The organism is Kordiimonas lipolytica, assembly GCF_001550065.1.
In genome coordinates this window covers 91,656-118,598 of the sequence record NZ_LRUB01000027.1, presented here as the reverse complement: position 1 = coordinate 118,598, position 26,943 = coordinate 91,656, and the positions used below count along the sequence as shown (strand labels likewise).

The following is a 26,943-nucleotide window of genomic DNA, read 5'->3' as shown; positions in this document are numbered from 1 at the left end:
CGCCTTGGTGGGGGCCAGGGCGCACGCTTTCCAGACACAATAATTGAGGTATTCCATAGAGAGGTAAAGGACACACTCATGTATGAAAAGAGCCAGAGTAGCGATCCGCTGCTGCCACCAACAGACGCGGAAAAGACGGTAATCAACACAATCAATACTTCATCCGACTGGAACCGGGACCGGGTCCTGCAGGAACTGAAGGATCATCTTCAGATCGCGGTGGAGATCGAGCTGGCGACCTTGCCGATCTATCTCTACACCTATTATTCCATCAACCGGACGCCAAAGGGGTTCCCGTCTGACCATGTGACCCGTTTTGCCGACGAGGCAGGCGCCATGATCATGAGCGTGGCGGTGGAAGAAATGCTGCATATGTCGCTGGCGTCGAACATCCTGTTCTCGCTGGGGCAGCCGCCAGAGCTTTACGGCAAGTCGCCATGGCCTTACCCAACAAACCTGCCGGGGCATGCGAAACTGGGCCCGGACTCTAAGCCCGTGCAAATCCCGCTGGCGCCCTTTTCGCTGGAGCAGATGTGGCAGTTCCTGGAGATCGAATATCCAGCCAAAGTCGATGCGCCACCAGAAGGCGGTGATTGGGAAACAATCGGGCAGGTCTATTCCTATGTGCGCTGCCTGATCCTGTCGAAATATGTTGAGAACTCTGACTTTACCAAGGGCCAGCAACTGAACCAGATTCAGAGCACCAACTATTCGCCGAACAATATCGACACCGTATTCCCGACCGGCAGCTTCAACAAGACCTGCCCGGTGACGACGCCCACGGCGGGGTCAGCGGCAACGGTGGCTGATTTCACCAGCCGCGACGACAGCCACGCAGGCGGTGTAGAACTGATGACAATCAACACCAAGCATGACGCGCTGCTGGCCATTCAGACGATTGACGCGCAGGGCGAAGGCTATGACTTCACCAAGTTCGACGATCCGTCAGACCAGGAATTTTCGCACTACTATAAGTTCCTGACGCTCCAGTCGAACCTGGAAGGCTATCACCCTACCCACGAAAAAATTCCACAGTCGAATCCCACACCGCCACCAGCACCAGCGAACCCGATCACGAACAAGCAGCTGGAAAGCTTTGTCTATAACGTGCCCACCAACCCGGTTGCAGCAAACTATGCAGACGGCTTCAAGGAATGCGCGGATGTGGTGAACGGGCTTTACCAATATATGCTGATCATGACGGAGACCATCTTCAAGGTGCCGTCGTCTGAACAGAAGCTCTATTTCAACCAGGCCCTTCACCGGTCCATGATCTGGGTTCTCGACAAAGTGCTGCAGGCCATGCGCGGCCAGCAGGCAACCATGGGCGATCAGAAAGTGGCCTTTGCGCCTTCGTTCGAGAATATCGACCTGGGCAAACGGGACGAGGCTTTCGCCAACCTTTCGGCCATGGCCAAGGCGCTTGATGCCAAATATGGCAACGAGCAATGGTACAACAGCGACATCCAATATTATATCAAGCTGATCCCGACGCTCTTTGACGTCAGCCCCTATTGGCGGGGTATCAAGGACCCGGCGGACCCGCTGGACAAGAATATCGCAGCGGCGAAGGCGGCGAAATTCGCCGTACCGGCAAGCACCGGCAGCAGCTGCGACGTATCGAAATATGAAGGCGTTCCCATGTTCCCGGCCAACCCGCCCGTGGCGGTGCAGCCCGGTGAAGTGCGCCATGCCTGCATGGGGCTCAATAGCTGTGCCGGGCAGGGCCGGACGCGTGACAACGCCTGCGCCGGTCAGGGCTACTGTTCAACGGCGCTTGCATACAATTATGCAGATCCGGGCAAACCTTTGGCGCAAGACCATACCTGCCACGTGAAGAACAATTGCGCGGGCCAGGGCGGTTGCGGCCTCTATGGCACGGCTGAGGAGCAATATAAAAACCCCGGCGCCAACGACTGTGCCACAAAGGGTTCTTGCGCCACACCGATCAATGCCGAGCGTTTTTCCACCATGGGGGAAAACCAGGGCAAAAGCGTGTGGGTTCGGGCACGGGAGATCTTCGAGACCAAGACCTATCCGGCGCTTCTCAAGGAGAAGCCGCACCTGCCGCCCAAGCCGCCATCTGTGCCGCACCCCCATCTGTTCCAGTATGGTCCGACCATCCAGTGGATTCAGGACTATAGCGGCCAGGGCATGACTGCCTGCGGTGCGTCGGGCATGAGCGGCGCGGGCAGCTGCAGCTAATGGATGGTTCCGTCACAAAAACCGTTACGCAGCCAGAAACCCAGGGTTCAGCCGATAACCGGCTGGGCCTAGGGGTCGGGCTGCGTAACAGCCACTTCGACCATATCCTTCAGGCCTGGCCGGAGGTGGACTGGTTCGAAGCCATTTCCGAAAATTTCATGGATTCAGGCGGCAGGCCGCGCTGGGTTCTTGACCAGATCAAGGAACGCTACCCCTTGGTGCTGCACGGTGTCTCCATGTCCATCGGCAGCACCGACCCGCTTGATATGGCGTACCTCAATAAGCTGAAAGCGCTCGCGGATGATGTGAATGCCCGCTGGGTCAGCGACCACTTGTGCTGGACCGGGATCATGGGGCTCAACAGCCATGATCTTCTGCCCCTGATGCTGACCGAAGAGGCGCTCGCCCATGTGGCAGCTCGGGTGCGCACCGTGCAGGACGTGCTGGAGCGCCCGCTGGTTCTGGAAAACCCGTCCAGCTATGTGCAGTTCCAGAAGTCGACCATCAGCGAACCGGATTTCCTGGCGGCCCTCAGCGAAGAGACAGGCTGCCAGCTGTTGCTTGATGTCAATAATGTCTATGTAACATGCTTCAACGCCGGCACCAGCGTGGACGACTATATGAAGGCCTTCCCGTTCGAGAAGGTCGTGCAGATGCACCTGGCGGGTCACCAGCACTGCGGCACCCACATTGTGGATACGCACGACGGCCCTGTGTGCGACGAGGTGTGGGACCTGTTCCGCACAGCCTGGCAGAAAACCGGCGGCGCGGCGACGCTTCTGGAATGGGACGGCGACGTGCCGGAATTCGACCGGGTGCACGCGGAAGTGTTGCGTGCCCGCGCCTATATTGACGGGATTGAGCCAGTGCCCGAGGCCGCAACCCAAAAACGCCTTGGCACAGCCACATCGACCCCGGTGGATTTCATGGTGCCGAATGTGATGAATGACAGCAGGATGGTAAGCCAATGAGCGCGAACACAGCCACGCTTCCCGACATGCAGCGCTGGATGATGGAGGCGCTCATTGCCCCCGGTAGCGTGGATGCGCCAAATTTGGACGCTACTTTCAAACCGGGAGCGCACATCGATGCCGCCGCCTGCCTGGGCATCTATCAGCGCAGCTATATCCTGAGGCTCAGGAAATGCCTGATCGAGCAGTTCCCGGCCACAGCCCATGCGCTGGGGGAAGACCTGTTCTGCGATTTTGCGGACGAATATCTGCGCACCTGTCCGTCAGACAGCTATACGCTTTATGAACTTGGCCGCCGGTTCGCAGCCTGGATCGATGAAAACAGGCCCGACCGCGACCTGCCGGTGGACGAGCGTGAAAGATGGATCGATTTCATGATCGACCTGGCGTCATATGAACGTGCGCTCTTTCACCTGTTTGACGCGCCCGGGCATGAAGGTAGGGCCTGGCCGACAGGCGATGAGGCGGACGATGAGCTGGTGCTTCTGCCGTCTTTGGTGTTGGCGCATTCCCGCTTCCCGGTGGCCTGGTATTATCATGAAGTGCGCGCGGGCAAGGCGCCCGGGCATCCTCCCCCGGCGCAGGAGTTCCTGGCCGTCGCGCGGCGGGATTTCCAGACCAGTACCTATCCCCTCAGCCCCTTCCATTACCGGTTCCTTTATGCGGTTCGCCAACACGGCAATATTGGTGCCGCACTCGAGGAACTCGCTGGCTGGAGTGGGCGACCGCTCGCCGATGTTGAACGGTCATGGCGGGATGATGTGCGGCAGGGCTGGATTGACGCCGGGTTCTTTGTTCACCGTGACACGGTGGGATAGGCCGGGCGGTCGGTCTTGGGTCAGCCACCCAGGCTCTGGGTGATGAACTTGGCAACCAGCTCCTCGCGGGTACGGCAATTAAGTTTCTTGCGGGCATTGGCCAGGTGGAACTTCACGGTCTCATAGGTGATGTCCGTCAGATAGCTGATTTCCTGAAGCGTAAAGCCTTCGCTTAGAAGCCTTACAAGCTCTGTTTCCCGTCTGCTGAGGTGCTTTTCAAGGGCCCGAATCTTGAACTTTTCCGGGAAGCTCTTTTCTTCCCATTCGAACAGAATCTCGGTCTCGCCCTGTTTGACATTATCCATATGGTCAAAAAGAACCGTTGACCGGACGTCCCTGAAGCCAAGGAAATCGAGGCAGCCGCATAGGAAGCCCCGGTAATAGTCCGTGCTGGCGGCGGTGTGATACATGCCCTCATGATAGGTGATGGCAAGATGCCCGCTGTTTTTTTTCAGGTCCATGATACGGGGGGTCTTGTTGCGGGCCAATTTTGCGTTGATGCGCGCAATGCTCCGCAGGATCAGGGCCGCTTTCGGGAGCGTCAGCAGGCGCAGCTCCATGATATTGCGCTTTTTCAGCGCCATTTGCGCGGCAGTGGCACCCACGTCCACCATGTTCGGGGTGATGCTTTGCATGTTCCTGTAAAAGGTCAGGCAGGTATCATTATTGAACCACTGTCCGGGCTGGACAAAGTAAGGGTAGCTGATGGGTTTGCCGTTCAGGCTCAGGCTGTCACTGTCAGACAGGTCAGCGGGCAGAATGCCCTTGAAAAGGATCGGAAGGCCTTTCGGGCCCATGACATCGACGACATAGTCCGCCCACAGCGCGCTTTTGGCGGTGGAGACATGCTGGTTGCTGGCCAGGGCGAAATCTTGGTTTAACGCGCTCGTGTCGAGCATAAATATCCTAACCCATAGTTTAGTCCCCAGATCGGAGGCAACCCTAGGCCGGATTAGTTAAGCTAAAGTAAAATAATAGAAAATCCCTCCCCCAAAGCCTGAAATACAAGTTAAGGGGAAGGGAACACACCTGGGAAGTGTGTTATTTTTTGAGAAGCTTCTCAATCTCCATTGCCAGTTCCTGTGCGGCGCTGTCGAGAATCTGCGATGCTTCCAGCACCTGCATGGCACCTGCCGCGGTCTGCCGTGACGTGGCAACCACTTCGGTAATGTTGGCGGATACGTCCTGCGTGCCGGTTGCGGCTTCCTGAATGCTGCGGGCAATTTCCTGCGTTGCGGCCTGCTGCTGATCAACTGAGCTGGCCACATCGGCGGAAATGCCGTTCACTTCACCGATCACGTCGCTGATATGGTTGATCACCTGGACCACCTGGGTGATCTGCTGCTGGATTTCGCCAACCTGTTCGGAAATATCCTTAGTGGCGCCGGATGTCTGTGTAGCGAGGCTTTTAACCTCGCTGGCGACCACAGCAAAGCCCTTGCCGGCTTCACCGGCGCGTGCGGCCTCAATGGTGGCATTGAGCGCCAGAAGGTTGGTCTGGTTGGCGATATCGTCGATCATTTTGACGATGGCACCGATCTGGGTCGATGCCTCATCCAGCGAACCCACCATCTCTTGTGCTTTTTTGGCCTCTGCCGCTGCGTTCGCGGCGATCTCGGATGTCCGCTGTGTGCGTTGGCCAATCTCATGAACCGATGCTGTCAGTTCTTCTGTTGCCGTGGCTACGGTCTGCACATTCGATGTTGCCTCTTCGGCTGACGCGGAAACCGACATGGCCACAGAGCTGTTTTGCTCCGCCCCCGCCGAAAGTTCGTTCGACGTGGTCTCAAGCTTACGGGTATATTCCTTCATCTTGTCCGTGGTTGCCCGGACTGCGCTTTCCATCTGGACCTCATGGGTCACGATGCTCCAGGTCGCCAGCGCGGCCGTATAGTCGCCGGTGTTGGAAATAATGGCGGAAATATTCAGCTCCAGCACCTCTGGCCCCAGCTTGATGCGGGTATGGAATGGCAGGTTTTTCGGGTCCCGCAAAATCCTGCGCTGGTGCTCCGGGTTCTTGTGGAACACGTCGATGCACTGCCCCAGCACGTCGTCCGCACGGATGGGCAGGTATTTTTCAAGCGTCTTCAGGGTCTGGAGGCTGGTTTCGTTCATGTAAACCATTTCAAGGGTGTTCGGGTCTGCGATCATGGCGTTGATCGGCATCTTGTCCAGAACCTGCATCAGCTCGCGTGTCTTGTCCTCGGCCTTCTTCTGCTCGGTGACCACGCTCCAGGACAGCATGGCAAACCTGTAGGCACCTTTTTCGTCCCGGACAGCTTCCACATTCAGGTCCAGAAATTCTTCGCCCAGCTGGATGATTGCCCGGTGCGGCAGGTTGGCTTCATTTGCCAGGATATTCCGCTGGTGGCTCGGCACCTTGTGGAAAACATCGATGTTGGTGCCCACAAGATCTTCAGCCTTGATCGAGACAAGATGCTCGATGGAGCGCATGGTCTCGAACGACTTCTTGTTGGCATAAATGATTTCGCAGCTGTCCTTGTCACACAGCATGACATTGACGGGCAGCATATCAAACATGGCAGCGAAATGCTGTTCCACGCCCTTTGGCGTTGCCTCAAGGGCGACTTCACTTGTCTGGGCGCCTTTTGCGCCCCTGTTCCTTATCATGTCAAACATGGTCTATATCTTCCCAGGTGATTAGGTCTAATGCGACATCGCTGTCTGAGCGGTCTTCTCCGCCTTCACGGTATACGTCTGCTTCTGCAGGATGGATTGATGAAAGGGCAGGGTGGTGCGGTCCATCTAAACTGCCACAAGGCAGCCCTCCACTTATTTCATCTCTTTCACGGCCATTCTCTCAATTTTCGGGGCAATCCCGAAAAAACACCACCTCCCCAATTGGATAGCTTGCTTGTGGCGGAAAGGGCTCCGGCTCATCTGGTGCCGTCACATGGTGGGCAGAAACGCCAAAAATTCCCGTATTTGGTGTAAAGGTGTGAAGAAAGTTTAAAATCTTATTGTCATGGTTGTGCTTGCGTGATCTATTCCACCTTAACCAGTCTTGTTGCTCGTATTGCTTGTTTCCAAGGTCACTCAATGGAGCTACCCCCATGAAAAATCGCTTTAACAAAAAACTTGTCACCCTTGCCGTTTCTTCCCTGACGATAGGCGCTGTTGCGGCCTGTTCTTCAGCGGAAACCGAGCAAGCGCCCGCACAGCCGGCTGAACAATCAATAGCGGCGGATTTCGCCTTTCAAAATGCGGTAAGCGCGCCGCCCCCGGGCTATCAAGGGCCGGTATTTCAGTTGAGCCACGACTATCCAACAGAAGACCCCGGCCAATGCCCCCAAAGCGAATGCCCATGGCTTTATATTGATGTGGATTTCACGTCGGGTGTGCCGGTCAATTGGGAAGAGGGCCCTTGGAACGACTATATCATGGCGATCATGAGCGTGGTGGTCCGCGGGCAGGACCCGAACATGCCCAACGAGGTTGGCTTCAGAACCAAAATCGACGGCGAGACCATGTGGTACCATGTGCCGTGGATGGCGTACGACCCGACGGCCGGGCGTGAATTCGCCCACGGCACCACGAACGAGCGCACGGCGCATCTGTCCGACTTTATCGGCAGCCCCATGCCAAATGCGACGATGCTGCAGAGTATGAGCCCAAGCTGCCAGGCCCAGTTCCCGCACGGCTTTGAGAGCTGGGCGGTGGGTATGTACAACAAGTGGGGCGGCTATGCCCTTGGGCAGGCAATCCCAGATACAGGCGAGCCGGCGCTGACTACGCTTGAAGGCCAGACAGTGCCGAAAGGCCTGCCGTTCCCGGAAGGCACGATGGTCACCAAATTCCTGACAACCAATGCGACACCTGAGTGCGTGCCATACCTGGCGAACTCTGCCGTCTGGCTGGTTAACCGCCATGAAGTGGCACCCGACAGACAATATCTGTGCCAGCGGGCGCTGCAGGAAACGCGGCTGACGCAGGTGGACGTGGCTGTGGTTGACGAACGGTCGCCAACGCGCTGGGTATATGGCACCTTTGGCTATTCCGCTGAAGCTGACGGCGACACGGTGCTGGCGCGCCTCGTGCCGCTTGGGCTGCAGTGGGGCTCAGATCCGAACACATTCCCAGCGGTTACGGCCCAGGATAGCCAGCCGGCGACCGAAAGCGTTCTCAACCTGGATGTCGGCATTTATGAGCATTGGGGCTGCGCATCCCGGCTTGCCGGCCCGGTTGACAACCCACAGTCTTCCTGTGTGTCGTGCCATGGCTCTGCTTTCGCGGCAGCGGACGGTGCTATTTCGGTGATGGGCACCAATGTACCGCCGTCATTCGGGTTCACCGGCATCTGCGAAGCTGGCGGCAGCCCGGAAAACGCGGCCTATTTCGCTAATTATCCGTTCCCGCAGGCGTATCCCGATCCGAAATATGCGGGCGCCATCCCGCTTGATACATCGCTGCAGCTTGAGGTGGCTTTCACCCAATACGCCACCTTCGCCAATAACGGCAAGCCAACAGCCTGCACCAACCCGGATCAATTCTGAGCCAGAAGGAACACGCGATGACAAAAGTTACCCGCCGGGATTTTCTGTCCCGCTCAAGCGCCTTGCTGGCAACCGGAACGGCAGTCGCAACGCTGACGGCTTGCGCGTCGGATGCCAGCGAGGGCATGGAACCACAGGGTCAGGCAGACGATTCCGACCGCCCCAGGAAGGATTATACGCTGAAGGCCCATTGGCTTGAGAAGAAGCTGGACGGCACACCCGTGAAGTTGCGCGCCTGGAACGGCACTGTGCCGGGTCCGCTCCTGAAGGCCAGGCCGGGAGACAGGTTGAATATCAAGGTGGTCAATAATCTGACGCCATACGATTCCTCAGGGTGGGACGGCAATCACAATGTGCCGCACGACCTGAATTCAACCAACCTGCACCTGCACGGCCTTGAAGTGGTGCCGCATCTTTTCGAGCCTGTCGGTACAACAGACGCGACGGCGGAAATGATTGTTATCCCGCCTGAGGGCGGCAGCAAGCAATATAACTTCCAGATCCCGGACGATCAGCCGCCGGGGCTTTTCTGGTATCATCCGCACAAGCATGGGTCGACGGTTGTCCAGGCCGTGAGCGGCATGGCGGGCGGCATCCTGATCGAAGGCGACATCGACGAAGTGCCGGAGATCAAGGCCGCCAAGGACAATATCATCGTGGTGCAGGATATCGGCCTGTTCCCCACCGATAACCCGGATAAGGACGGCGAGGGCACTTATATCTATGAGCCAAAGCAGAATGCCATCTGGCAGACCTTCGGCGGCAATGTCACCATCTATAACCCCAAGACCGGCAAGCCCGAGCCGACAAAGCTGAAGGGCGGCTTCACCACGGGTGACTATGCGCTCAGGTATTTCCTTCTGAATGGGGAGCCCTTCTACAAGGAAGTGCATAACCAGAAAGATCCCACGAGCCCCATAGGCACGCAGATCGACAGCGGCGTGCCAACCTACAAGATGAAGCAGGGCGAAGTGGCGCGCTTCCGCATCCTGAATGCCAATTCGGATGACGTGATGCCCATCTATCTGCAGTCGCACGACCTGCACCTGATTGGCATGGACGGGGTTAATCTGCCCAAGTTGAAAACATTGCCCGCGCTGCCCTCCGGCGCCCCCAATACCGCCTATCAGCTGTTGCTGGCGCCTGCAAACAGGGGCGAATTTCTGGTCAAGGCGATCTCCAAGCCCGGCATCTATGAGCTCAGGCAGGCGCCGCAGAGCCTGCAGTTTCTCAATAGCGATGGGCGCCTTCTCGCGCGGATCGAAGTCACCAGCGAAACCGACGATATGGCACTGCCAGCCAGCCTGCCGATCCAGCGGCGGCATTTCCCGCTCACGCCGGACAGTGAGGTCAGCCGCATCCGGTATGTCACATTCGGTATGCAGTTTCCCGGGCAGGCGAATCCCGTTGTGGGCATCGATTTCCTGATCAATAACGCCCAGTATGATGAACGCAGCATCAGCTATGTGGTCGACACAGGTGAGACGGAAGACTGGATCATCGGCTCGCCCGGTCATCCGAACCATCCGCCTGATCACTCGACCCCCGGGCACCAGGACAACACCGAAGGCCACCCCTTCCATATCCATGTCAACTCGTTCGAAGTGATCGGCGAGGCCGACCTGGCGCCGGACGGCACGGTGACCAACGAGGTGCGCTATGCGCCTGATGAAGTGCTGATACAGGACACCATCTGGGTGCCCATGGGCAAGCAGGTCAGGATACGCAACACCTTCAAGGAATGGACCGGCAAGTCGGTGTTCCACTGCCATATCCTGCCCCATGAAGACACCGGCATGATGCAGAATTTCCTCATTTTGGATGCGGATAAAAACGGTGGCCATGGCGGCCACGGGAAAGGCTAAAGCTAATGACCAAACGTGTGGTTCTCGTCCATGACGCAGCCATCGACGAATATATGTCGACCATCCTGCTCACAACCATGGAAGGTGTCTCGCTCGACGGTATCGTCATCGTCAACGCCGACTGTATCTATGGCCCGGCAATGGATGCGGCATGGAAAATACAGCAATATATCGGGCGCACCGATATTCCGCTGTCGCTCTCTGGCGCGCGGGGGTTCAACCCGTTCCCCTGGCCGTACCGGGCTGACTGCATCAAGCAGGGGGAGGTTGCGGCGCTCGCGCCCTATGGCCCGCACCCCGATTGGCCGCCCTACCCGGACGGTGATGCCTGGCTGGAGCAGTATCTCGATAGCGTGCCGGAGCCGGTCATCCTCCTGTGCCTGTGCCCGGCAACACCAATCGCGGAGCTTTTGAAGCGGCGCCCCGAGCTTGAGGCCAAGATCGACCATATGATCTGGATGGCGGGTGCGGTGGATGTTGCCGGCAACCTTGACCCGGACACGCTGCCCATCGCCAACCCCTATGCCGAATGGAATGTCTTCTGGGACCCGGACGCAGGGCAGTGGCTTCTGGCCAATACCAAATTCAAGATTACCGTCTTCCCGCTTGATGTCACGGATACGGTGCCGGTCGCCAAGGAGTTTATGGCGCAGCTTCTCGTGCAGGGGAAGGTCTACCGCTATTCGGACCTGGCGCTGCAGAGCTATGCCCTAGTGTCTGACGAGCCCTTCTATGACATGTGGGACATGGTAACCACCTGCTATATCTCGCGGCCGGATCTGTTTGATGAGCCACAGAAGATGCATATCGAAATTGTCACCAGTGGTGACAAGGAAGGCGCGATGATCCCCAACAAGGCCATGCGCGAAGTGGATGTGATCATGAAGATCAAAGACACGGATGCCTATTACCAATATGTGCTAGACCAGTTCGCACGTTCATAAGCAGACGGGGATCCACCCAATGGGCAGGTGAGATCCCCAAAGCGGTTGCCTATAGCGGCATTTCCTCAAGCCCCAGGGTTTCCAAATCCATCATCGCAGCAGAATAGCTGGCCATGGAGGCGTGAAACTCCAGCGCCGCCAGAAGGTGGTCGATTTGCGCGCGAGAGGCGGCTTCCTCGCGGACGTTAAGCAGAAAAAAGTCGCTGGCACCGTTGGCAAAACGAATTTCCTCGGCTTTTTGCATGGCTTGGGTCTGGGCCGCATTCTGCCGGGTCAGCATCAGACGCTGTTGTGACATTTCAACGCCCAGCGTGAGATTTTCAAGCTCAACGATGAACTGCTCCATTAACCGCTGCCGCTGGAATGACAGCCTGTCTAAATCTGCCTTTGCTGAGCGAAAGCTGCCGCGTGCAGCACGTTGACCGAGTGGGATCGAGAAGCGCACGCCAACGATGGCATCGGTAGAGTCCCGGCTGCTGCCCCCTTCGGCTATGCCCCCGAAATCTCGGGACACTTCACCCATAAGGGTAAGCTGGGGCTTTAGGCCGTTTTCGCCAAGCCGAAGTTTCTGGCGGGCGCGGTCCAGCGCGACATTCAGGCTTTCCAGTTCCGGCCGTTTGGCGACCAGCGCCTCGGTCGGGCCAGTTGTCAGGTTTACGCCAGCGATGCCGGTAAACACCTCTGCCATGGCGGGCAGCTGCGCTTCTTCCGGTTGCTGTGGGATTCCCTTCGGGCTTCGGTAATAGAGTGACAGCTTGTTGGCGGCCATCAGAAACTTCTGACGCGCATTCATCACCAGGGTCTGCCGCCGGGTGATATTCTGTTGGTTTTCAAGTAATGCAAAGTTGGCGATTGCGCCTTCTTCAACCTGCCGGCTGAGCGCCGTGTCCCGCTGCTTCGCGATGGCAAGCAAATGCTCATAAACCCTCAGCTGGTGTCCGGCCACGACCCATTCCCAGTATGCAATTGTGGCGTTGCGCTGGACTTCAATGGCCTGGATCAGCGTTTTGATCTGCTCTTGCTCCCGTTTCAGGCGCGCATCGGCCACGCGGAAGCGGTTCGTGTCGAAAGCGCGGTCCTGCAACAGCGGCACAAGAACGCCCAGTTTGAATTCCCCCAACGAGTTGGTGAAATACTGGTCTTCATATGTGGGGAAACGACCGTCTGATACGCGGTAGCCGCCATAGACCGAGACACCATTGTCTGTCAGTGCCCTTTTGGCATCGGCTTTCAGGTAGCTTCCGCTCCAGCTGCCGGTGGCGCGACTGCGAAATTCCACATCCAGAGTGGTGTCAAAAGCGCCCTCAGCCGCCAGCACACTTCCTTCAGCGCCCCTGAGCGCTGCCTGTTGTTCCAAAAGTTTCGGGGCATGCTCGCGGGCAGATGTCAGGACTTCCTGCAGGGTCAGTGAGGCGCCTGCCTTGCCAGTGAGAGCTGCAACCAGCGCCAGGGCGATCAGGATCAGGCGTGTCATCATTTCGCCCCCGCGTCGGCGTTGGCTTTTGTGGCCTCCGGGCGAAACTCGGCCGGGAAGTTGTTCAACTGGCGCCAAACTTCATAGCCTACGGTGACCGTCTCAAAGGTAATCCAGCCCCTGGCTTTTGCGCCCAAACGCAGCAGCCGGTTGTCAGGCCAGGGGAGGTCATCCGGGTCTTCACTGACCAGAACCCGGAACCTTCCGCCCGTGCCTGCCGCCGGGTCAATGGCGACAATTCGGCCGCCAAATGTTCCCACCGCCACGGATGGCCAGCCGCTGAACTGTACGACGGGCCACCCCTCGAACTGCAATCGCACCCGGTCCCCAAGGCGGGCAAGGCCAATGTCCCGACCGTCGATATAAAGTTCAACAGCCCGCTCAACCTTTTCGGGGATAAAGGTTGCTACAGGGTCTCCTGCCTTGACGAAAGTGGCTGTATCGCCTGCGAGAACCCTGTGGATGAAGCCATCGCGTGGGGCTTTCACCATCTGGGTGGAGCCGCGGGAGAGGCCGATGTCCAGGCGGTTCAGTTGCGCCGATGCGTCGGCAGTGTCTCCGCGAAGGCTCTCGATCCGGAGGCGAGCTTGCTCCAAGTCACGCTGGGACGCCAGCCCCTCATTCAGCAGCTTGCGGGTTCGGTCAAGATCTATCTCTGCGGTCAGGACCGCGGTCTCCATGGCCCGCAGTTTGGCCATTGCCTGGGCGCGCTCGGCTTCCAGGCTCTGAAGGAAATTGGGGTCATTGTCGACGACCTTGACGATGGGGTCCCCGGCCTTTACGCGGCTACCGTCGCGCACATACCATTCCTTGATACGGCCAGAAACCAGCGCGTTCAGTTCCTGCTGCCGGTCGGTTGGATTAAGCGCCGTGACGGTACCAAAGCCCGAGGCGGTCTGTACCCAGGGGGTGAAAATCAGGAACAGGATGATAGCCAAGGTCCCCAGGCCTAGCATCCAGGCAATCACGCGCATGATGCGGGGCATGCGAATGCTGGCAAGAGTTTGGAAGTGATTGATATGACGCTCGCGGAACGGCATGGTGCCCTCGTCCTTTTACCGGAGTTCTTGTTTGAAAGTTTCGAAGCTGGTGAAGAAGGATTGCGTGTCTGCCCCCAGATAGAGGAATTTCTCGAACCCCAACGCATGATCCCTGTTGGAGAAATAGATCACGGTCGTATTCCAGCGCTCGCGGAACAGCGCGAGGATGTTGACCAGCGTATTCTCTGGGATGATGTCGAACAGCTGATTAAGCACCAGCACCTTGGGGCCTGAGATCAGCGCCGCCGCAAGCTTGAGCTTCAGCACTTCGGTGAGTGACAGGGGCGCGCCGGTGGTCGATACCTCCGTATCCAGCCCATTCTTGAGATGGGTGACAGCGTTCCTGAGCCCTACCTGATCCAGGATATCAAGGGTGTCTCCGCTGTGTTTTTCCTCACCCGCATAGCGGAGGAAGTCGCGGATGGTGGCATTGATCACTGTCGGCCGGTCAAGGATGGTGATGATTTGCCGCAATTCATGCACTTCGATATCCAGCACATCAATGCCTCCGATGCTGACGATGCCGCCATCGGGCCGCACATGGTGCTTCAACAGGTCTGTGAACAGGCGTTGTATACCGTGGTTTTTGGTGCCACAGAAAATGACATCCCCTTGCCCGATGGTGAGGTTGAAAGTGACCTTCTCATCCCGCCCGAAGCCCTGCGCATTGTCGAAGGACAGCACGCTGTTGGTTTCCAGCGGGGTTTTCGTGCCTCTGGGCACTTCCTGGGGGACGGAGTAGAAATGCGAGAGTTCTTCGACGGCGGCAATGATGTCATAGAAGCTGGCAAGATAGACCCCAAGCTGCGAGATGCCGAAAAAGACGGCTGAGAGGATCAGTTCCGCTGCCACCAGCTGACCAAGGCTGAGCTGGCCCAGAATAGTCAGCCAGCCGCCCAGCCCAAGAAGCGCCGCGCTGGCTGCGGCATATATCAGCAGGAAGGCGAGTGTTTGGGAAAAGCTGTAGCGAAAATGGGCCTTGTTCGACGCGATATAGTCTGCCGTTTTCGCATCAGTGAGCTTGAGCGCCCTCTCAATATGGAGGCTGGATTTATAATAGCCGTTTGAAGCCCCAAGGTCTTCAACCCAAGCGGCAACCGCGTGTTTCTTATGGGATTGCTCGATCGCACTTTTGATGGCCTTCTTGCCCCACATGGCCCAGATGAGCCAGATCAGCAGGCAGAGCGTGATGTTGAACACCAGAAATAGGGGATGATAAAGCGATACGATAACAAACCCAACAAGGGCCTGCAGCACGACGGTGAAGCCGCCAATCAGAAGATAAGGCACTGATTTCTGGATGATAACGATGTCAAAATACCGGTTGAACAACGGGTTCTTGCCGTTGTCCGCAAAGAAGGGATTCTGGGCATACAGTGTGCGCAGGGAAATTTCAGCGACCATCCGCGCATAGAACCGCCGACTGAATATTTCCATCAGATGTATTCTGAGCGCATTCAGGAGGCCAGACACCAGCAGCAGGACAAAGAGCACGGTCGCCAAAACCACCAGGGGTGCGGCCAGGCCGATATTCGCCACCGTGTTGATCAGCATCTGTACCGATACAGGCACCGCAAGGCTCAGCAGGCTGATGCCGACGCCATAGACGGCGGCGAGCTTGTAGAAGGATTTTTCGGGCCCGAGGATGGAGCGTAGAAACGCATAAACCTCGCTTAAGTTCGTGGATGATGCAGCGCTCGGGGGATTGGGGGCGGACACGTTTTTTCACTCGCAAAAAGAAGGCCGTGGAGACTGTTCCTGCACGGCACAAACCATCTTTAATTCTGTTTCCTGGCGGGGGTGGCCGCCGAACTAGAAGATGTAGGCTTGCGGTGATAGTTCAATACATGATTTTTGTGATTGAATGATAGATTTTGGCTATCATATGCTGACTCAGCAAATCCGCGACAGGTCGGTTTTTCGCTTACCGAGGCCAACCCCTAAATTATTGCGCTCGAATGGCCGCAATTCATCATTGTCAGTCTTCTGACTCCCCTTACGTATGGCGGCTGGTTCAATTCGGTTTTGGTTCATTTAGGGTGACGCAATTAATGAGACTGTGTGACTCATAAAATGAGACTATCCGACAGGGCCGTCTTTCCATCTAAGAGCAGACCTTCAGTTTTCGTAAGCAGGGGCGGGGCTACCGTTGGGCCGCTATAACGGCCTGACCAAAAGCAATGCCCCCGTCATTTGGCGGAATTTGGTGATGGAGCAGGAAACGATATCCCTGTGCGCCAAGTTTTTCACCAAGGGTTTCGCGCAGAATAGTATTCTGGGCAACCCCGCCTGAGAGGACAATATCGTTCAAGCCGTGTTGGCCCGCGATGAGCTGGGCCTGCGCCACGATCCCTTCTGCGATGGTCAGGTGAAAGTTTGCTGCGATTTGCGGAATGGCTTTGCCACCCATCATATCGTGCAGAAGTGGCCCCCACATCGGGGCAAAAGAAAGCTGCCCGGCCCCACCCTCTTCCAGAATTTCGAAAGGATATGGGTTGGCTGTTTGCATTGAGGGCATTGCGGTGGCCTCAAGTTCGATTGCGGCCTGACCCTCAAAGGACTGACGCCCCGTGCAGATGCCAAGGCAGGCGGCCACGGCGTCGAAAAGGCGGCCCGCCGATGATGACAGTGGTGAGTTCAGTCCTGTCTCCAGCATCCGGTCAAGAACGGCCAGCGGTTTCTGCCGGAAAAATTCGAAAATGGGCAGGTTCGCATAGACTTGTTTTTGCTCATCGGTAAGTCCAGCGGTCATGTGCGCGTACGCGTTTCGCCAGGGCTCCTGCGTGGCTTTATCCCCCCCAAGAAGCGCATGAGGCGAAAACTGGGCGACATGCTGTCGGCTTGAGAGATTTCCAACAAAAAACTCACCACCCCAGATGGCACCATCTGTCCCAAGACCAAAACCATCCAGAATGATGCCAAGGGCCTTGGTTTCGGAAAACCCGGCTTCATTTTCGCCCAGGCAGGCTGCGAAATGGGCTTCATGATGCTGGATGGTTATAAGTTCGGCCCCGAACTCCTGTGCCAGTTTTTGCCCAAGCTGGCTTGCTTTGAAATCCGGGTGGCTATCGATGGCGATGATTTCTGGCCGGAAGTCATAGAGCTTCAGATAGAGGTTCAGCATTTTCTGGTAATCGGTGAAGGTGAACGGCTCATCCAGGTCACCGATATGTTGCGACAGGATCGCTTGGTTTCCGTCTAAGAGGCAAAAGCTCGACTTGAGCTCACCGCCCATTGCCAGGATCGGCCTATTAGTATGGAAGGCGATCCTGATGGGCGCTGGCGCCAATCCCCGCGCCCGCCGCATCACCAACTGACCACTGGCGCTGTGGCACACTACGCTGTCGTCCACCCGGTTGACGATGTCCCTGTCGTGCATCAAGTAGCCGTCAACTAGGCTGTGTAGTTTCTGGCGGGCGGCATCGTTGCTGATTACTTGTGGTTCACTTGAAAGGTTTCCTGATGTCAGCACGATAGGGTGGTCAAGATCGGCCATGATCAGGTGATGCAGGGGGCTGTAGGGTAGCATGAAGCCTAGCTTGTGGGTGCCAGGGGCAAGAGTGGAAGGCAGGGCGCTGGCATCTTGTCGCTTTTCAAGAAGGACGATTGGCGCAGCTTTTGAAGTAAGGCTGGCTTCTTCCGCGCCGTTTACCGTGCAATATCGTTTGATCTGAGTGATATCCCTGGCCATCATGGCGAAAGGTTTCTTGTCGCGGGCCTTCCTCTGCCTGAGCATCTTAACGGCTTCGCTGTTTGTGGCGTCACAGGCAAGGTGAAAACCACCAATCCCTTTGATCGCAAGGATATTGCCTGCTTTCAGCTTATTGACAGCTACTGTTATGGCATCGGCGTCCAGGCGGCCATCCAATGTCTCGAACCAGATTTGTGGACCGCAATCGGGGCAGGCATTGGGCTGGGCGTGAAAGCGGCGGTCAGCAGGGTTTTCATATTCCGCCTGACAGGCTGGGCACATTTCGAACGAGGCCATTGAGGTGTTTTTCCGGTCGTACGGAATGGCGCGAATGATAGAAAGGCGCGGCCCGCAATGGGTGCAGTTTGTGAAAGCATACCCCGCCCGCCGGTCAGCTGGGTCCATGATTTCGTCAAGGCATTCGGGGCAGGTGGCTGCATCAGCCACAATACCGGCCGACTTCCTGTCGTGGGTGCTCTTGGCAATCTGGAAACCTTCAAAGGGCCCAGCTTGGCCCAAAGGTGTGATTTCGGCCGTGTCAATTCGAGCCAGAGGTGGGCACTGTCGGCGAAGCTCGCTCAGCAGATTGCGTGCTTCTTCTACGCTTCCCGCCAGTTGAATCTTGACGCCCTCGCCGTCATTGAGAACCTGGCCCACCAGTTTCATTTCGGTTGCGATGCGCCAAACGGTTGGCCGGAAGCCGACACCCTGTACAAGGCCTTCGATGCGAATTAGGAAATGGTCCTGTTGGGGTTTGGCGGCCATGCGAAAACCAGCTGGTCTTTAATGAACCGTGCAAACGAGGCAGGGGTCAAAGGAGCGCACGATATGCTGCACGGAAACGGGTTCGGTCTCCCCGCTTCTGATCGGGGCCCCTTCGAGGGCCTGTTCAAGTGGGCCCGGTATGCCCTGGTGATCCCTGGGCGAAAAATTCCAGGAAGTGGGGGCAACAATCTGGTAATTTTTGATTATGCCATCTTCTGCGCATAGCCAGTGCCCAAGCGACCCTCTTGCCGCCTCTGTCAGGCCAAGGCCGTTACCGGTGATCGTCTCGCTGCTACCCCGAACGCAGAAAGGCATCTTGTCTTCAAGCTCGCCCACCCATTTCTGCATCGCGGGCACAAGGATAGCGAGTTCAAGCATTCGGCAGACGACGCGCGAGAAAACATTCGCGCCACCGTTGGCCCAAAGATCGACAGCAAGCGGATGTCCCGATATCACCTGCCGGGGATAGGCGCCCACTTCCATCACCCGCCCATCATATCTTGGGGATTTGCACCAGCTATAGGCATCCTCTTTATCTATTTGGGGCAGTGTGGAGCCGTCATAAGGGTTTTTGGGGGTCTCAAGGTCTTCATACCAGGAGCTTGTTGCTTCCTCAGTAATGGTCTCAGGCGCAAGGGCTTGTCGTGCCCCATCGGCATATGTTCCACGGTTGAACAGAAACTCGCCACCCACTTCATATGCGCCAAAGCTCATGAGGCCGTTGTTTGTGTGGCCGAGGCTTTCCAGCCTCAACGCTTTGGAGACATGAAGAAACCTGCCAAAATCGCTTTTGGATGCCCGGTCATTGCTGTGCCAGGCCCATAGCTCTTGTATGTTCGAGATGCCTGCAATTTCCTCAAGCGCACAGCCAAAGAGAGAGCCTTCAAGAAACCTTCTGAAGCTGGCCAATATGACCTCAAGGGCAGTCTTTTCGCTCTTGCCAATCTGTTTGGTCACGCCGCCGGGCTGGATGGTCAGCGTATGTGGCCATTTGCCTGCCAGATGCCCCATAATCTGCATGAAGTTTGCGCGGGCGGGCAGCATTTCTGCTGGCGCCCTTCCGGACACGGATTTGAAGCGGTCCGCGATTTCCTCGTACCAGCTTTCTCCTTGATATATTTCGCGGGCAAAATCGGGCATGAAGAATAGATAGAAATGGGTCAGGTGATCGGCCGCATTTTCGCAGGCATGAATGAGATTGGTAGCAATGAGGCCGTTGGGTGAAGGCGTAAGGCCCTGGGTCATGGCCATTGCCTTTGCCGCCGCAACGGACTGGGACACAGAACAGATACCGCAAATGCGCGGGGCATATACAAGGGCATCGGAAACAGGTTTGCCAGTAAGGATGCGTTCGAACCCCCGGTACATGGGCGATGTGACAAAAGCCTTGTTCACATAGCCGCTCGACACATCCAACCGGACTTCAAGGTCACCTTCAATCCTGTTAAAGGGGCCCATGATCAAGCGGCTCATTTGGAACGCCCTTTCTTGTTGCCGGGCACAAAGTCCAGATGATCACGCCGTGCGTTTTCCTTGAGGCGTTCGGGCGTTGCTGCCTTGGACAAGGACGCCAGCGCCACAAACCAGGCTTTTGGCATGTCGGTCGGAAGCCCGATCGGGATGCCGGAAATCTTCGGGGTTTTTGTATAGGCATGCCCTGCTTCTTCAAAGCCGGGGGCCGTGCAGTTGATGCAGGGGTATCCACCCTCGATGCAGGAACCCACGCCGTTCCATGGCCTGATGTTACAGTCAGCGCGGGCCTGGGTGCCCTTGCAGCCAAGGTTTTCCATCATGCAACCCTGATTGCCGAGCGTTTCAGCGCTGGCCTTATATTCATAAAACTCGTTGCGGGAGCAACCATGATGCACCAGATATTTGGTGTAAGCTAGCGGGCGTTGCCATTCGTCAAGGTCATCGCTTTCAAGCGTACCCGCAGACATCTGATGCAAGGTTTCAGTGACCCATTCCGGATGAACAGGGCAGCCCGCAATATTGACTACCCCAAGCCCATCTGTTGAAGAAAAATCTCCGCCCAACAGGCCACCTTTCTCAACGCCGTCATAAGCAAGGCCGCAGGCTTCAACATGATTATCGCCGGCGGCTGTAATGCCGCCGAATGCTGCACAGGAACCAACGGCAACCACATATTTTGCCTTTGCTGCAAGCTTTGCGATCCAGTTCATATAGGGCTCGTCTGTGCCCGACATCATATGAAAGCGGCCTGTGCCGTTGGGTCCGCGCATCACCGCCCCTTCAAGGCACAGAAAATCCAGTTCAAGCTTGTCATCCAGTATCTGGTTGAACAGGTCAATGACCGGCTTTCCGGAAAGCTCGCTTAATGACGGGTGCCAAAGAAGGTTGATGTTGGCGGCCTCAAACCGGCTGTAAACATCCGGGTTGTTGGCCCCGAGGAGCGACAGGGTGCAGCCACCACAGCCACCGGACTGCAACCAGATCAGGTTCTTTTGGGTCTTACTGGCCATCGTGCGGCACCTTCAGTGTGAATGTGGCACCGCCATTTTCGTTATTTGTGGCTGTCAAGCTGCCCCCCTGCTTGAGAGCCATACCGTAACTGATATAGAGGCCAAGACCGGTTCCCTGGCCAACGGGTTTGGTCGTGAAAAAGGGTTCAAATATCTTGTCCATCTCTTCTGCCTGTATGCCGGGGCCATTGTCGGCAATGGATATTTCCACGGCATCGTCAACTGACCGGCATGAGACCCGAATTTCGGGGTTTTCGGTGTCTGAAAGGGCGTCCACAGCATTCTGGACCAGATTGACAAGTATTTGATGTGTCTGGCCTTTTCTTCCAGTTATTTCCATCGCTTCGGGAAGATCAAGCTTGACGGTCGGGTTGGCTCTTTCAGCCTTTATCACCCAGTCTACTGCAGTTCTGATAACCCGCACCAGGTTGAACTGACCGGGGGCTTCCTCCTGATTGGAAGAAAAGCGACGCAAACCCTGGACAATATCGCTGACACGTTCAGCTCCCTCCAGCGTGCCCTCAACAAGGGGCGTAATATCGGCCAAAATCTTGTCTATTTTCTGCTCTGCGATCAGGTCTTCCACTTCAGGCGAAGGTTGCTTTTTTCGCAGGAGTTCAAAGAATTGAGAAATTTGGCTGCCGTAGCGTTTCAATGCGTGCATGTTGCCAAAGACAAAACTGATCGGATTATTCAGTTCATGAGCGACACCGGCAACCAGGCGACCAAGCGCCGCCATTTTTTCTGATACAATCAATCTTTCCTGGGCCAGGGTCAGCTTTTTGTGTGCGTCGTCCAGTTCCTCATAGGCTTTTTTCAGTTGCTCATTCTTGTTTTCAAGCTCGGTTTGGGAGTTAACGAGGTCACTATAGACTTCGTCCATTTTCTGGACGACTTCAATCCAGGCTTCTTCTCCGGCAGGCCCGATCTGCTGCCCCAGGACGGAGGACATTGGCGCATGCGGTGGGGCGGTTTTGTCGGTTGAAGAATGCATTAAGCCTATTTACCTGTTGCGGTCTTTCGATTTGTGCGGATGGGTTTCACATTTTCAAGACCAAACCTGTCTAGCTTACTGCGAAGGCCAACGCGTGACAAACCAAGTTCTTTCGCGGCCTGTGATTTGTTCCAGCGGTGCCTGATCAGAGTTTCCTTGATGATGCAGGCCTCAAGTGCGTCAACCCGCTCCCGCAGTGTGCCTTCAAGGGTGGCAAAATTGTCAAGGTGGCCCTCTTCATCGGTGGGACTTGCATGCAGGATATGCCTTGAAATCAGGTTGGCCCCTAGAAGCTTTCCTTCTTCGCCCACCACCAGCATATGCTGTATTTCATTTTGAAGCTCCCTCACATTTCCTGGCCAATCATAGTCGCACAGGCATTCGATCGCTTCCTGATCAAGGCCCTGGACCTTCTTGCCAAGCTTTTTCATCGTGTTTGTGAGCAGGGCGTGGGCCAGCACCGGGATGTCGCCCGCGCGATCCTTCAATGAAGGAAGGTGAATAATCATGCCGGTGAGCCGGTAATAAAGGTCGGCCCGAAAACGCCCTTCTTTTACTTCGTCCTCAAGGTTCTTGTTCGTCGCCGCGATTACACGTACATCCACCTTCTTGCTTTTTCCGCTGCCAACGGGCCTGATCTCGCCCTCTTGGAGAACGCGCAACAGCTTGACCTGGAAAGCCTTTGAAACCTCGCCAATCTCATCAAGAAAAACGGTGCCGCCATCGGCCCGTTCAAAAAGCCCTACATGATCGGTGACAGCGCCCGTGAAGGCGCCCCGCTTGTGGCCGAAAAGTTCGCTTTCAAGAAGTTGGTCAGGCAGGGCTCCGCAGTTTTCGACCACAAATGGCTTGTTCCACCGCAGGCTGCCATAATGTAGCGCGCGGGCTGCCAGCTCTTTTCCGGTGCCGGACGCTCCCGTGATCACTACAGAGACATCATAGGGGGCCACTTGCCGCAGGGTTTCGCAGATTTCGTTCATGGGGCTGTTTTTGGAACGCACAATGCCGTCATTGAAATCATACTCCTGCCGCAGCTTGTTCCGTCGGTCAGACATCTTGCTTTCAGCATTCGAGACTGACATTTTCAGCTCAATAGCAAGGAGTTCATGCTCGCGCTGCAGCTTGTAAAGGCGCACAGCGTTTTCCAGCGTCAGGATCAGGTTTTCCGGGTGCCAGGGCTTGGTAATATATTGATAGATGCCTGCTTCATTGAGGCCTTCGATAATGTCGTTTGGGTCGCTATAGCCTGAAATGATCATGCGAATGATGTCGGGCCAGCGCGAGCGCACGTCGGTCAGGAACTCCACCCCGGTCTTGTCGGGCATTCGCTGGTCACAGAGGATTACCTGAATCCACTCATTCTCCAGTATTTCGCTTGCTTCGGCGACATTCTTTGCGGTCTTGACGTCAAACTGCCCCCCCAGAATACGTTCCAGGGATTCAAGCGATCTGACTTCATCATCTACAATCAGAATGGATGGCAGGTCCGTCATTTATTCCTCCAATCCCATTAACATATGCGCGGCAACTGCTCGCCCGCAAGCCAGTCGATCATTCGGGTGCCGCCAAACATGGTTGTCATCCTGACCATCTTGTTTGGGTCTTGTGTGACCGCGCCGATCATGGATGCTTCTTTACCCAAAGGGTGCGCGTGCATCACGGATAGCAATTTGTCTGCATCTTCGGCATTGCAGATGCAGACCAGCTTGCCTTCGTTTGCAATATTCAGGGGGTCCAGTCCCAAGAGCTCGCAGGCGCCGGATACCGCGGGCTTGAGGGGGATTTTCTCTTCTTCAATCAACATGCCCACGCCGGATTGCCCCGCGATTTCATTCAGCGTGGCGGCAAGCCCGCCTCGCGTCGGGTCACGCAACACTGATATGGATGGGGCAGCAGCGAGCATGTCGCTTACAAGGCCGTTCAGGGCTGCACTGTCCGAGACAATCTCGGTCTCGAACTCCAGGTTTTCGCGTTTTGAAAGGATGGCGACGCCGTGGTCACCAACGGTGCCATTGATCAGGATAGCTTGCCCCGGCACGGCCTTGTCGCCGCCGATTGCCAAACCATCCTCAATCACGCCAACGCCTGTTGTGCTGATAAAGACCCCGTCGCCCTTGCCTTTTTCGACAACCTTGGTGTCACCGGTGACAACAGATACATTTGCTTGTCTCGCGGCATCCCCCATGGAACGGACAATTTCCTCGAGGTCCTCCAAGGGGAACCCTTCTTCCAGAATGAAAGAGGCCGAGATATAAAGCGGCGTTGCCCCCATCATGGCCACGTCGTTGACAGTGCCATGAATGGCAAGGGAACCGATATTGCCGCCGGGGAAAAACAGCGGCGAGATCACATGCCCGTCTGTTGCCATCACCAGCCTGCCGCTTGCTTTGGGCAAAAGCGCCCCGTCATTGGCCTGCGACAGATATTCATTGTCCAGATGTTTCCTGAATATATCGGTGATCAGCCGGTCCATGGTGCGACCACCGCCGCCGTGCGCCATTTCAATGCAGGCTTTATTGGTTTTTCCCGTCATGCGACTTTGCCCTCGCTCTGGTCTGCGCGGAAACGGCCGTAGCTATAATATGCGGCACAGGCCCCTTCTGACGACACCATGCATGACCCATAAGGCGTTTCCGGCGTGCAGGTTTTGCCAAACAGTTTGCAGTCCAGCGGGCCTTTGGTGCCGCGCAGAATGGCCGGGCATTCACAGGATTTGACCTCCCGGGATTGTTTGGGTGCAATATCGAAGCGTTTTTCGGCATCATAGTCTGCGAAGCTGTCCCTCAGTTTCAGGGCGCTGTTCGGAATTTGGCCAAGCCCACGCCATTCAAAACTGTCCCGAAGCTCAAAGACCTCAGCGACCAGGGCTTGCGCCTTCTTGTTGCCGTCTGCGGTCACCACACGGGTATATTGATTTTCGACGTCATGACGCCCTTCATTGATCTGGCGCACGATCATGAGGGCCGCCATCATCACATCAAGCGGCTCGAACCCCGTGATGACAACAGGCTTTTTGTATCTCTGTGCGGCAGCTTCATAGGGGCGGGTGCCGATAATGGTGCTGACATGGGATGGTCCCAGAAATCCGTCAAGTTCAACGGGCGGCTCATCCGGCGTGCCGGGGGTGTCGAGGATGGCACCTACAGCGGCAGGCGTTAGCACGTGGTTTGAAAAGACCGAAAAATTTGAAAGCCCGGCTTCTTTCGCTTTCTTGACGGCCACGGCCGTGGGCGGTGTCGTGGTCTCGAACCCAATGGCAAAGAACACCACCTGTTTGGTCGGGTTGTCTGCTGCGATCTTCAGGGCATCAAGGGTTGAATAGACCATACGAACATCAGCGCCGCGTGCCTTTGCCTTCAGAAGGCTGTTCTGCTTGGTGCCGGGAACCCGCATCATGTCACCATAGGAACAAAGGATCACGTCATGATTTTCGGCAAGCTCGATCGCATCGTCCAGCCGCCTGATAGGCAGCACACAAACAGGGCAGCCGGGGCCGTGGATAAATTCAAAATTTGCGGGCATCAGGTCTTGCACCCCGTAGCGGAAAATGGCGTGGGTGTGGCCCCCGCAAAACTCCATGACACGGTATGTGCGGTCGGGTTGTACCTCTTGCGCGATCGCCCGCGCCAGATTGGCAGAGACATCCTTCTGGCGGAATTCGGTGATATATTTCATGAGGCTTCCCCAAGGCTTTCCCGCACTTCTTCGGTAAGCACGCCGGCCTCGGCCATGATTGTCAGTGTTCGCTCGGCCTCTTCCTCGCTTACTTTGTGAAGGGCGTATCCCACATGCACCAGCACATAGTCGCCAACTTGCGCGTCTTCGATCAGGGCGATGGACACGGATTTTTTCACGCCCTCCAGTGCGACAACAGCCATGTCTTCGCCCTCAAGCGCGACTATTTTTGCGGGTAATGCAAGGCACATCGGCGCCTCCTATGCGCTTTGTTCTGACAGGGGGTGCCCGGCCAAAATCATGGAGTGAGCAGCAGACAGCCAGGACAGCCAGTTGTCCATGCCCTCTCCGGTGGTGGCGGAAACCTGCAGTATTTTGGCGGCTGGGTTCACCTTACGGATATTCTCGATGGCTGCATCCACGTCAAACTCGACATAAGGCAACAGGTCAACCTTGTTCAGGAGCACCAGGCCGGAAGCCGCAAACATGTCAGGATATTTAAGGGGCTTATCCTCACCTTCGGTGACGGAAAGGATAGCCACCTTGTGGGCTTCCCCCAGATCAAACGCAGCTGGGCACACCAGATTGCCAACATTTTCAATGAAGACGAGGCTCGCGGGCTCCGGCTTCAGGGTTTCAAGGGCATGGCCCACCATATGGCCGTCAAGATGGCATCCCTTGCCGGTATTCACCTGAATGGCGGGTGCGCCGGTTGCCCTGATGCGGTCTGCGTCTGCGCTTGTCTGCTGGTCGCCTTCAACCACAGAGCAGGCGGTTTTGCCTTTCAGGTCGTTCAAGGTGCGGACCAGCAGCGTGGTTTTTCCTGAACCAGGGGAGGAAACGAGGTTCAGAGCAAGGATGCCCTGATCCATAAAATATCCCCTGTTTCTGGCGGCATACTGGTCATTTTTGGCCAGAATATCCTGTTCGATCTGCACGATGCGGCTTTGGCTCAGGCCGGGTACGCTGGTACCTGCAATACCGGCGCCATAATCATGCGCATGAGTATGGTCATGATGGTGGTGGTCGTGATCATGATGATGCCCGTGACCATGGTGGTGGTCATGACTGTGATCGTGGCTATGGTCATGCGCATGAGCATGCTGCCCATCCTTGCCTTCAATCTGTACATTGCCGTCACTACATCCGCATACTGTACACATCAGTCTACCTCCAGTTCCTTGATTCTCAGTTCTTCCCCGCCGGTTATTTGCAACTGGTGCGAATTGCAGGTGGGGCAGGGGTCATATCTGTTCTTGATCGTGATAGATGCAGCACAAGGCAGACACCAGGCCGTGCCTTTTGTCTCTATGATTTCGAGAGCGGCATCTGTCGCAAGTGACCCTTTCGTCACCACGTCGAAACCAAATTTCAGCGCATCAACTTCGACGCCGGAGAAAGGCCCGATTTCCAGGCGGACTTTTCTGACAACCGAAAAACCCTGCGCAGCCGCTTCTTGCTGAAGGGTCTGCAGGATGCTTTCACAAATCGCCATTTCATGCAT

22 protein-coding genes are annotated in these 26,943 nt (G+C 56.3%); 6 read left to right on the top strand and 16 right to left on the bottom strand.

Features of this window, described 5'->3' with window-relative positions; translation table 11 throughout:
* Positions 1-78 precede the first annotated feature (78 nt).
* Genes KORM41_RS13580 through KORM41_RS13570 form a run of 3 tightly spaced genes read left to right on the top strand, consistent with a single transcriptional unit; the run spans position 79 to position 3,994 of the window.
* Positions 79-2,205 (top strand): ferritin-like domain-containing protein, encoded by a 2,127-nt coding sequence (locus KORM41_RS13580; RefSeq protein ID WP_068149017.1) that lies wholly within the window; start codon positions 79-81, stop codon positions 2,203-2,205.
* Positions 2,205-3,176 (top strand): MNIO family bufferin maturase, encoded by a 972-nt coding sequence (gene bufB / locus KORM41_RS13575; protein ID WP_082719928.1) that lies wholly within the window; start codon positions 2,205-2,207, stop codon positions 3,174-3,176. Before KORM41_RS13580 ends, bufB begins: the two co-directional genes overlap by 1 nt.
* Entirely contained in the window at positions 3,173-3,994 is an 822-nt protein-coding gene (locus KORM41_RS13570) for an HvfC/BufC N-terminal domain-containing protein (protein ID WP_068149014.1), read from the top strand. Before bufB ends, KORM41_RS13570 begins: the two co-directional genes overlap by 4 nt.
* A gap of 20 nt (positions 3,995-4,014) precedes the next feature.
* Here the strand turns inward: KORM41_RS13570 and KORM41_RS13565 are convergent, their stop codons facing one another.
* The 3 genes from KORM41_RS13565 to KORM41_RS21890 form a co-directional block, all read right to left on the bottom strand.
* Entirely contained in the window at positions 4,015-4,893 is an 879-nt protein-coding gene (locus KORM41_RS13565; RefSeq protein WP_068149009.1) for a helix-turn-helix transcriptional regulator, read from the bottom strand.
* A gap of 142 nt (positions 4,894-5,035) precedes the next feature.
* Positions 5,036-6,634 carry a methyl-accepting chemotaxis protein gene (locus tag KORM41_RS13560; RefSeq protein WP_068149006.1) on the bottom strand — a complete coding sequence of 533 codons (1,599 nt, stop codon included), beginning with the start codon at positions 6,632-6,634 and terminating at the stop codon, positions 5,036-5,038.
* 181 nt (positions 6,635-6,815) lie between these two features.
* Entirely contained in the window at positions 6,816-7,055 is a 240-nt protein-coding gene (locus KORM41_RS21890) for a hypothetical protein (RefSeq protein ID WP_156431985.1), read from the bottom strand.
* A gap of 13 nt (positions 7,056-7,068) precedes the next feature.
* Between KORM41_RS21890 and KORM41_RS13555 the strand changes: the two genes are divergently transcribed.
* From KORM41_RS13555 to KORM41_RS13545, 3 genes are read left to right on the top strand one after another with little or no spacing between them, the layout of a single operon-like run.
* Positions 7,069-8,508: a hypothetical protein gene (locus KORM41_RS13555; RefSeq protein ID WP_068149004.1), complete on the top strand. Its 1,440-nt coding sequence runs from the start codon at positions 7,069-7,071 to the stop codon at positions 8,506-8,508.
* Between the two features lie 17 nt (positions 8,509-8,525).
* Positions 8,526-10,373 (top strand): multicopper oxidase family protein, encoded by a 1,848-nt coding sequence (locus KORM41_RS13550; protein WP_068149001.1) that lies wholly within the window; start codon positions 8,526-8,528, stop codon positions 10,371-10,373.
* Between the two features lie 5 nt (positions 10,374-10,378).
* Complete coding sequence (locus KORM41_RS13545) at positions 10,379-11,317, top strand: nucleoside hydrolase (protein ID WP_068148999.1); 939 nt, start codon at positions 10,379-10,381, stop codon at positions 11,315-11,317.
* 49 nt (positions 11,318-11,366) lie between these two features.
* On the opposite strand, the gene KORM41_RS13540 is transcribed toward KORM41_RS13545, so the two are convergent.
* From KORM41_RS13540 to hypA, 13 genes are all read right to left on the bottom strand, one after another.
* Positions 11,367-12,791: a TolC family protein gene (locus KORM41_RS13540; RefSeq protein WP_231727271.1), complete on the bottom strand. Its 1,425-nt coding sequence runs from the start codon at positions 12,789-12,791 to the stop codon at positions 11,367-11,369.
* The gene (locus KORM41_RS13535) at positions 12,791-13,831 is read right to left on the bottom strand and encodes an HlyD family secretion protein (protein ID WP_068148994.1); all 1,041 of its coding nucleotides are present in this window, start codon (positions 13,829-13,831) and stop codon (positions 12,791-12,793) included. The genes KORM41_RS13540 and KORM41_RS13535 overlap by 1 nt, the downstream gene beginning before the upstream one ends.
* 15 nt (positions 13,832-13,846) lie before the next feature.
* Positions 13,847-15,550, bottom strand: a complete 1,704-nt coding sequence (locus KORM41_RS13530; RefSeq protein ID WP_068148989.1) for an ABC transporter transmembrane domain-containing protein — start codon at positions 15,548-15,550, stop codon at positions 13,847-13,849.
* 424 nt (positions 15,551-15,974) lie between these two features.
* Entirely contained in the window at positions 15,975-18,287 is a 2,313-nt protein-coding gene (hypF, locus tag KORM41_RS13525; RefSeq protein ID WP_068148985.1) for a carbamoyltransferase HypF, read from the bottom strand.
* 18 nt (positions 18,288-18,305) lie between these two features.
* Positions 18,306-19,760 (bottom strand): nickel-dependent hydrogenase large subunit, encoded by a 1,455-nt coding sequence (locus KORM41_RS13520; protein WP_068148982.1) that lies wholly within the window; start codon positions 19,758-19,760, stop codon positions 18,306-18,308.
* Positions 19,757-20,770 carry an NADH-quinone oxidoreductase subunit B family protein gene (locus KORM41_RS13515; RefSeq protein WP_068148979.1) on the bottom strand — a complete coding sequence of 338 codons (1,014 nt, stop codon included), beginning with the start codon at positions 20,768-20,770 and terminating at the stop codon, positions 19,757-19,759. Before KORM41_RS13515 ends, KORM41_RS13520 begins: the two co-directional genes overlap by 4 nt.
* Complete coding sequence (locus KORM41_RS22395) at positions 20,760-21,722, bottom strand: sensor histidine kinase (RefSeq protein WP_269448980.1); 963 nt, start codon at positions 21,720-21,722, stop codon at positions 20,760-20,762. Before KORM41_RS22395 ends, KORM41_RS13515 begins: the two co-directional genes overlap by 11 nt.
* Before the next feature lie 47 nt (positions 21,723-21,769).
* A complete protein-coding gene (locus KORM41_RS13505) occupies positions 21,770-23,257 on the bottom strand; it encodes a sigma-54-dependent transcriptional regulator (RefSeq protein WP_068148972.1) in 1,488 nt (495 codons plus the stop codon).
* Between the two features lie 17 nt (positions 23,258-23,274).
* Positions 23,275-24,297, bottom strand: coding sequence for a hydrogenase expression/formation protein HypE (hypE, locus tag KORM41_RS13500; RefSeq protein ID WP_068148970.1), 1,023 nt, complete (start codon positions 24,295-24,297; stop codon positions 23,275-23,277).
* Positions 24,294-25,439: a hydrogenase formation protein HypD gene (gene hypD, locus KORM41_RS13495; protein WP_068148967.1), complete on the bottom strand. Its 1,146-nt coding sequence runs from the start codon at positions 25,437-25,439 to the stop codon at positions 24,294-24,296. The genes hypE and hypD overlap by 4 nt, the downstream gene beginning before the upstream one ends.
* Positions 25,436-25,690, bottom strand: coding sequence for a HypC/HybG/HupF family hydrogenase formation chaperone (locus KORM41_RS13490; RefSeq protein ID WP_068148964.1), 255 nt, complete (start codon positions 25,688-25,690; stop codon positions 25,436-25,438). Before KORM41_RS13490 ends, hypD begins: the two co-directional genes overlap by 4 nt.
* A 9-nt stretch (positions 25,691-25,699) precedes the next feature.
* Positions 25,700-26,602 (bottom strand): hydrogenase nickel incorporation protein HypB, encoded by a 903-nt coding sequence (hypB, locus tag KORM41_RS13485; protein ID WP_068148962.1) that lies wholly within the window; start codon positions 26,600-26,602, stop codon positions 25,700-25,702.
* Positions 26,602-26,943, bottom strand: a complete 342-nt coding sequence (hypA, locus tag KORM41_RS13480; RefSeq protein ID WP_068148958.1) for a hydrogenase maturation nickel metallochaperone HypA — start codon at positions 26,941-26,943, stop codon at positions 26,602-26,604. Before hypA ends, hypB begins: the two co-directional genes overlap by 1 nt.

Coding starts and splice junctions, on each gene's coding strand:
- KORM41_RS13580 (WP_068149017.1), top strand. CDS start 79: ATGTATGAAAAGAGCCAGAGTAGCGATCCGCTGCTGCCACCAACAGAC.
- hypD (WP_068148967.1), bottom strand. CDS start 25,439: ATGAAATATATCACCGAATTCCGCCAGAAGGATGTCTCTGCCAATCTG.
- KORM41_RS22395 (WP_269448980.1), bottom strand. CDS start 21,722: ATGTCCTCCGTCCTGGGGCAGCAGATCGGGCCTGCCGGAGAAGAAGCC.
- KORM41_RS13550 (WP_068149001.1), top strand. CDS start 8,526: ATGACAAAAGTTACCCGCCGGGATTTTCTGTCCCGCTCAAGCGCCTTG.
- hypA (WP_068148958.1), bottom strand. CDS start 26,943: ATGCATGAAATGGCGATTTGTGAAAGCATCCTGCAGACCCTTCAGCAA.
- KORM41_RS13565 (WP_068149009.1), bottom strand. CDS start 4,893: ATGCTCGACACGAGCGCGTTAAACCAAGATTTCGCCCTGGCCAGCAAC.
- KORM41_RS13515 (WP_068148979.1), bottom strand. CDS start 20,770: ATGGCCAGTAAGACCCAAAAGAACCTGATCTGGTTGCAGTCCGGTGGC.
- hypB (WP_068148962.1), bottom strand. CDS start 26,602: ATGTGTACAGTATGCGGATGTAGTGACGGCAATGTACAGATTGAAGGC.
- KORM41_RS13490 (WP_068148964.1), bottom strand. CDS start 25,690: ATGTGCCTTGCATTACCCGCAAAAATAGTCGCGCTTGAGGGCGAAGAC.
- hypE (WP_068148970.1), bottom strand. CDS start 24,297: ATGACGGGAAAAACCAATAAAGCCTGCATTGAAATGGCGCACGGCGGC.
- KORM41_RS13505 (WP_068148972.1), bottom strand. CDS start 23,257: ATGACGGACCTGCCATCCATTCTGATTGTAGATGATGAAGTCAGATCG.
- KORM41_RS13570 (WP_068149014.1), top strand. CDS start 3,173: ATGAGCGCGAACACAGCCACGCTTCCCGACATGCAGCGCTGGATGATG.
- KORM41_RS13520 (WP_068148982.1), bottom strand. CDS start 19,760: ATGAGCCGCTTGATCATGGGCCCCTTTAACAGGATTGAAGGTGACCTT.
- KORM41_RS13560 (WP_068149006.1), bottom strand. CDS start 6,634: ATGTTTGACATGATAAGGAACAGGGGCGCAAAAGGCGCCCAGACAAGT.
- KORM41_RS13555 (WP_068149004.1), top strand. CDS start 7,069: ATGAAAAATCGCTTTAACAAAAAACTTGTCACCCTTGCCGTTTCTTCC.
- KORM41_RS13535 (WP_068148994.1), bottom strand. CDS start 13,831: ATGCCGTTCCGCGAGCGTCATATCAATCACTTCCAAACTCTTGCCAGC.
- hypF (WP_068148985.1), bottom strand. CDS start 18,287: ATGGCCGCCAAACCCCAACAGGACCATTTCCTAATTCGCATCGAAGGC.
- bufB (WP_082719928.1), top strand. CDS start 2,205: ATGGATGGTTCCGTCACAAAAACCGTTACGCAGCCAGAAACCCAGGGT.
- KORM41_RS13540 (WP_231727271.1), bottom strand. CDS start 12,791: ATGACACGCCTGATCCTGATCGCCCTGGCGCTGGTTGCAGCTCTCACT.
- KORM41_RS13545 (WP_068148999.1), top strand. CDS start 10,379: ATGACCAAACGTGTGGTTCTCGTCCATGACGCAGCCATCGACGAATAT.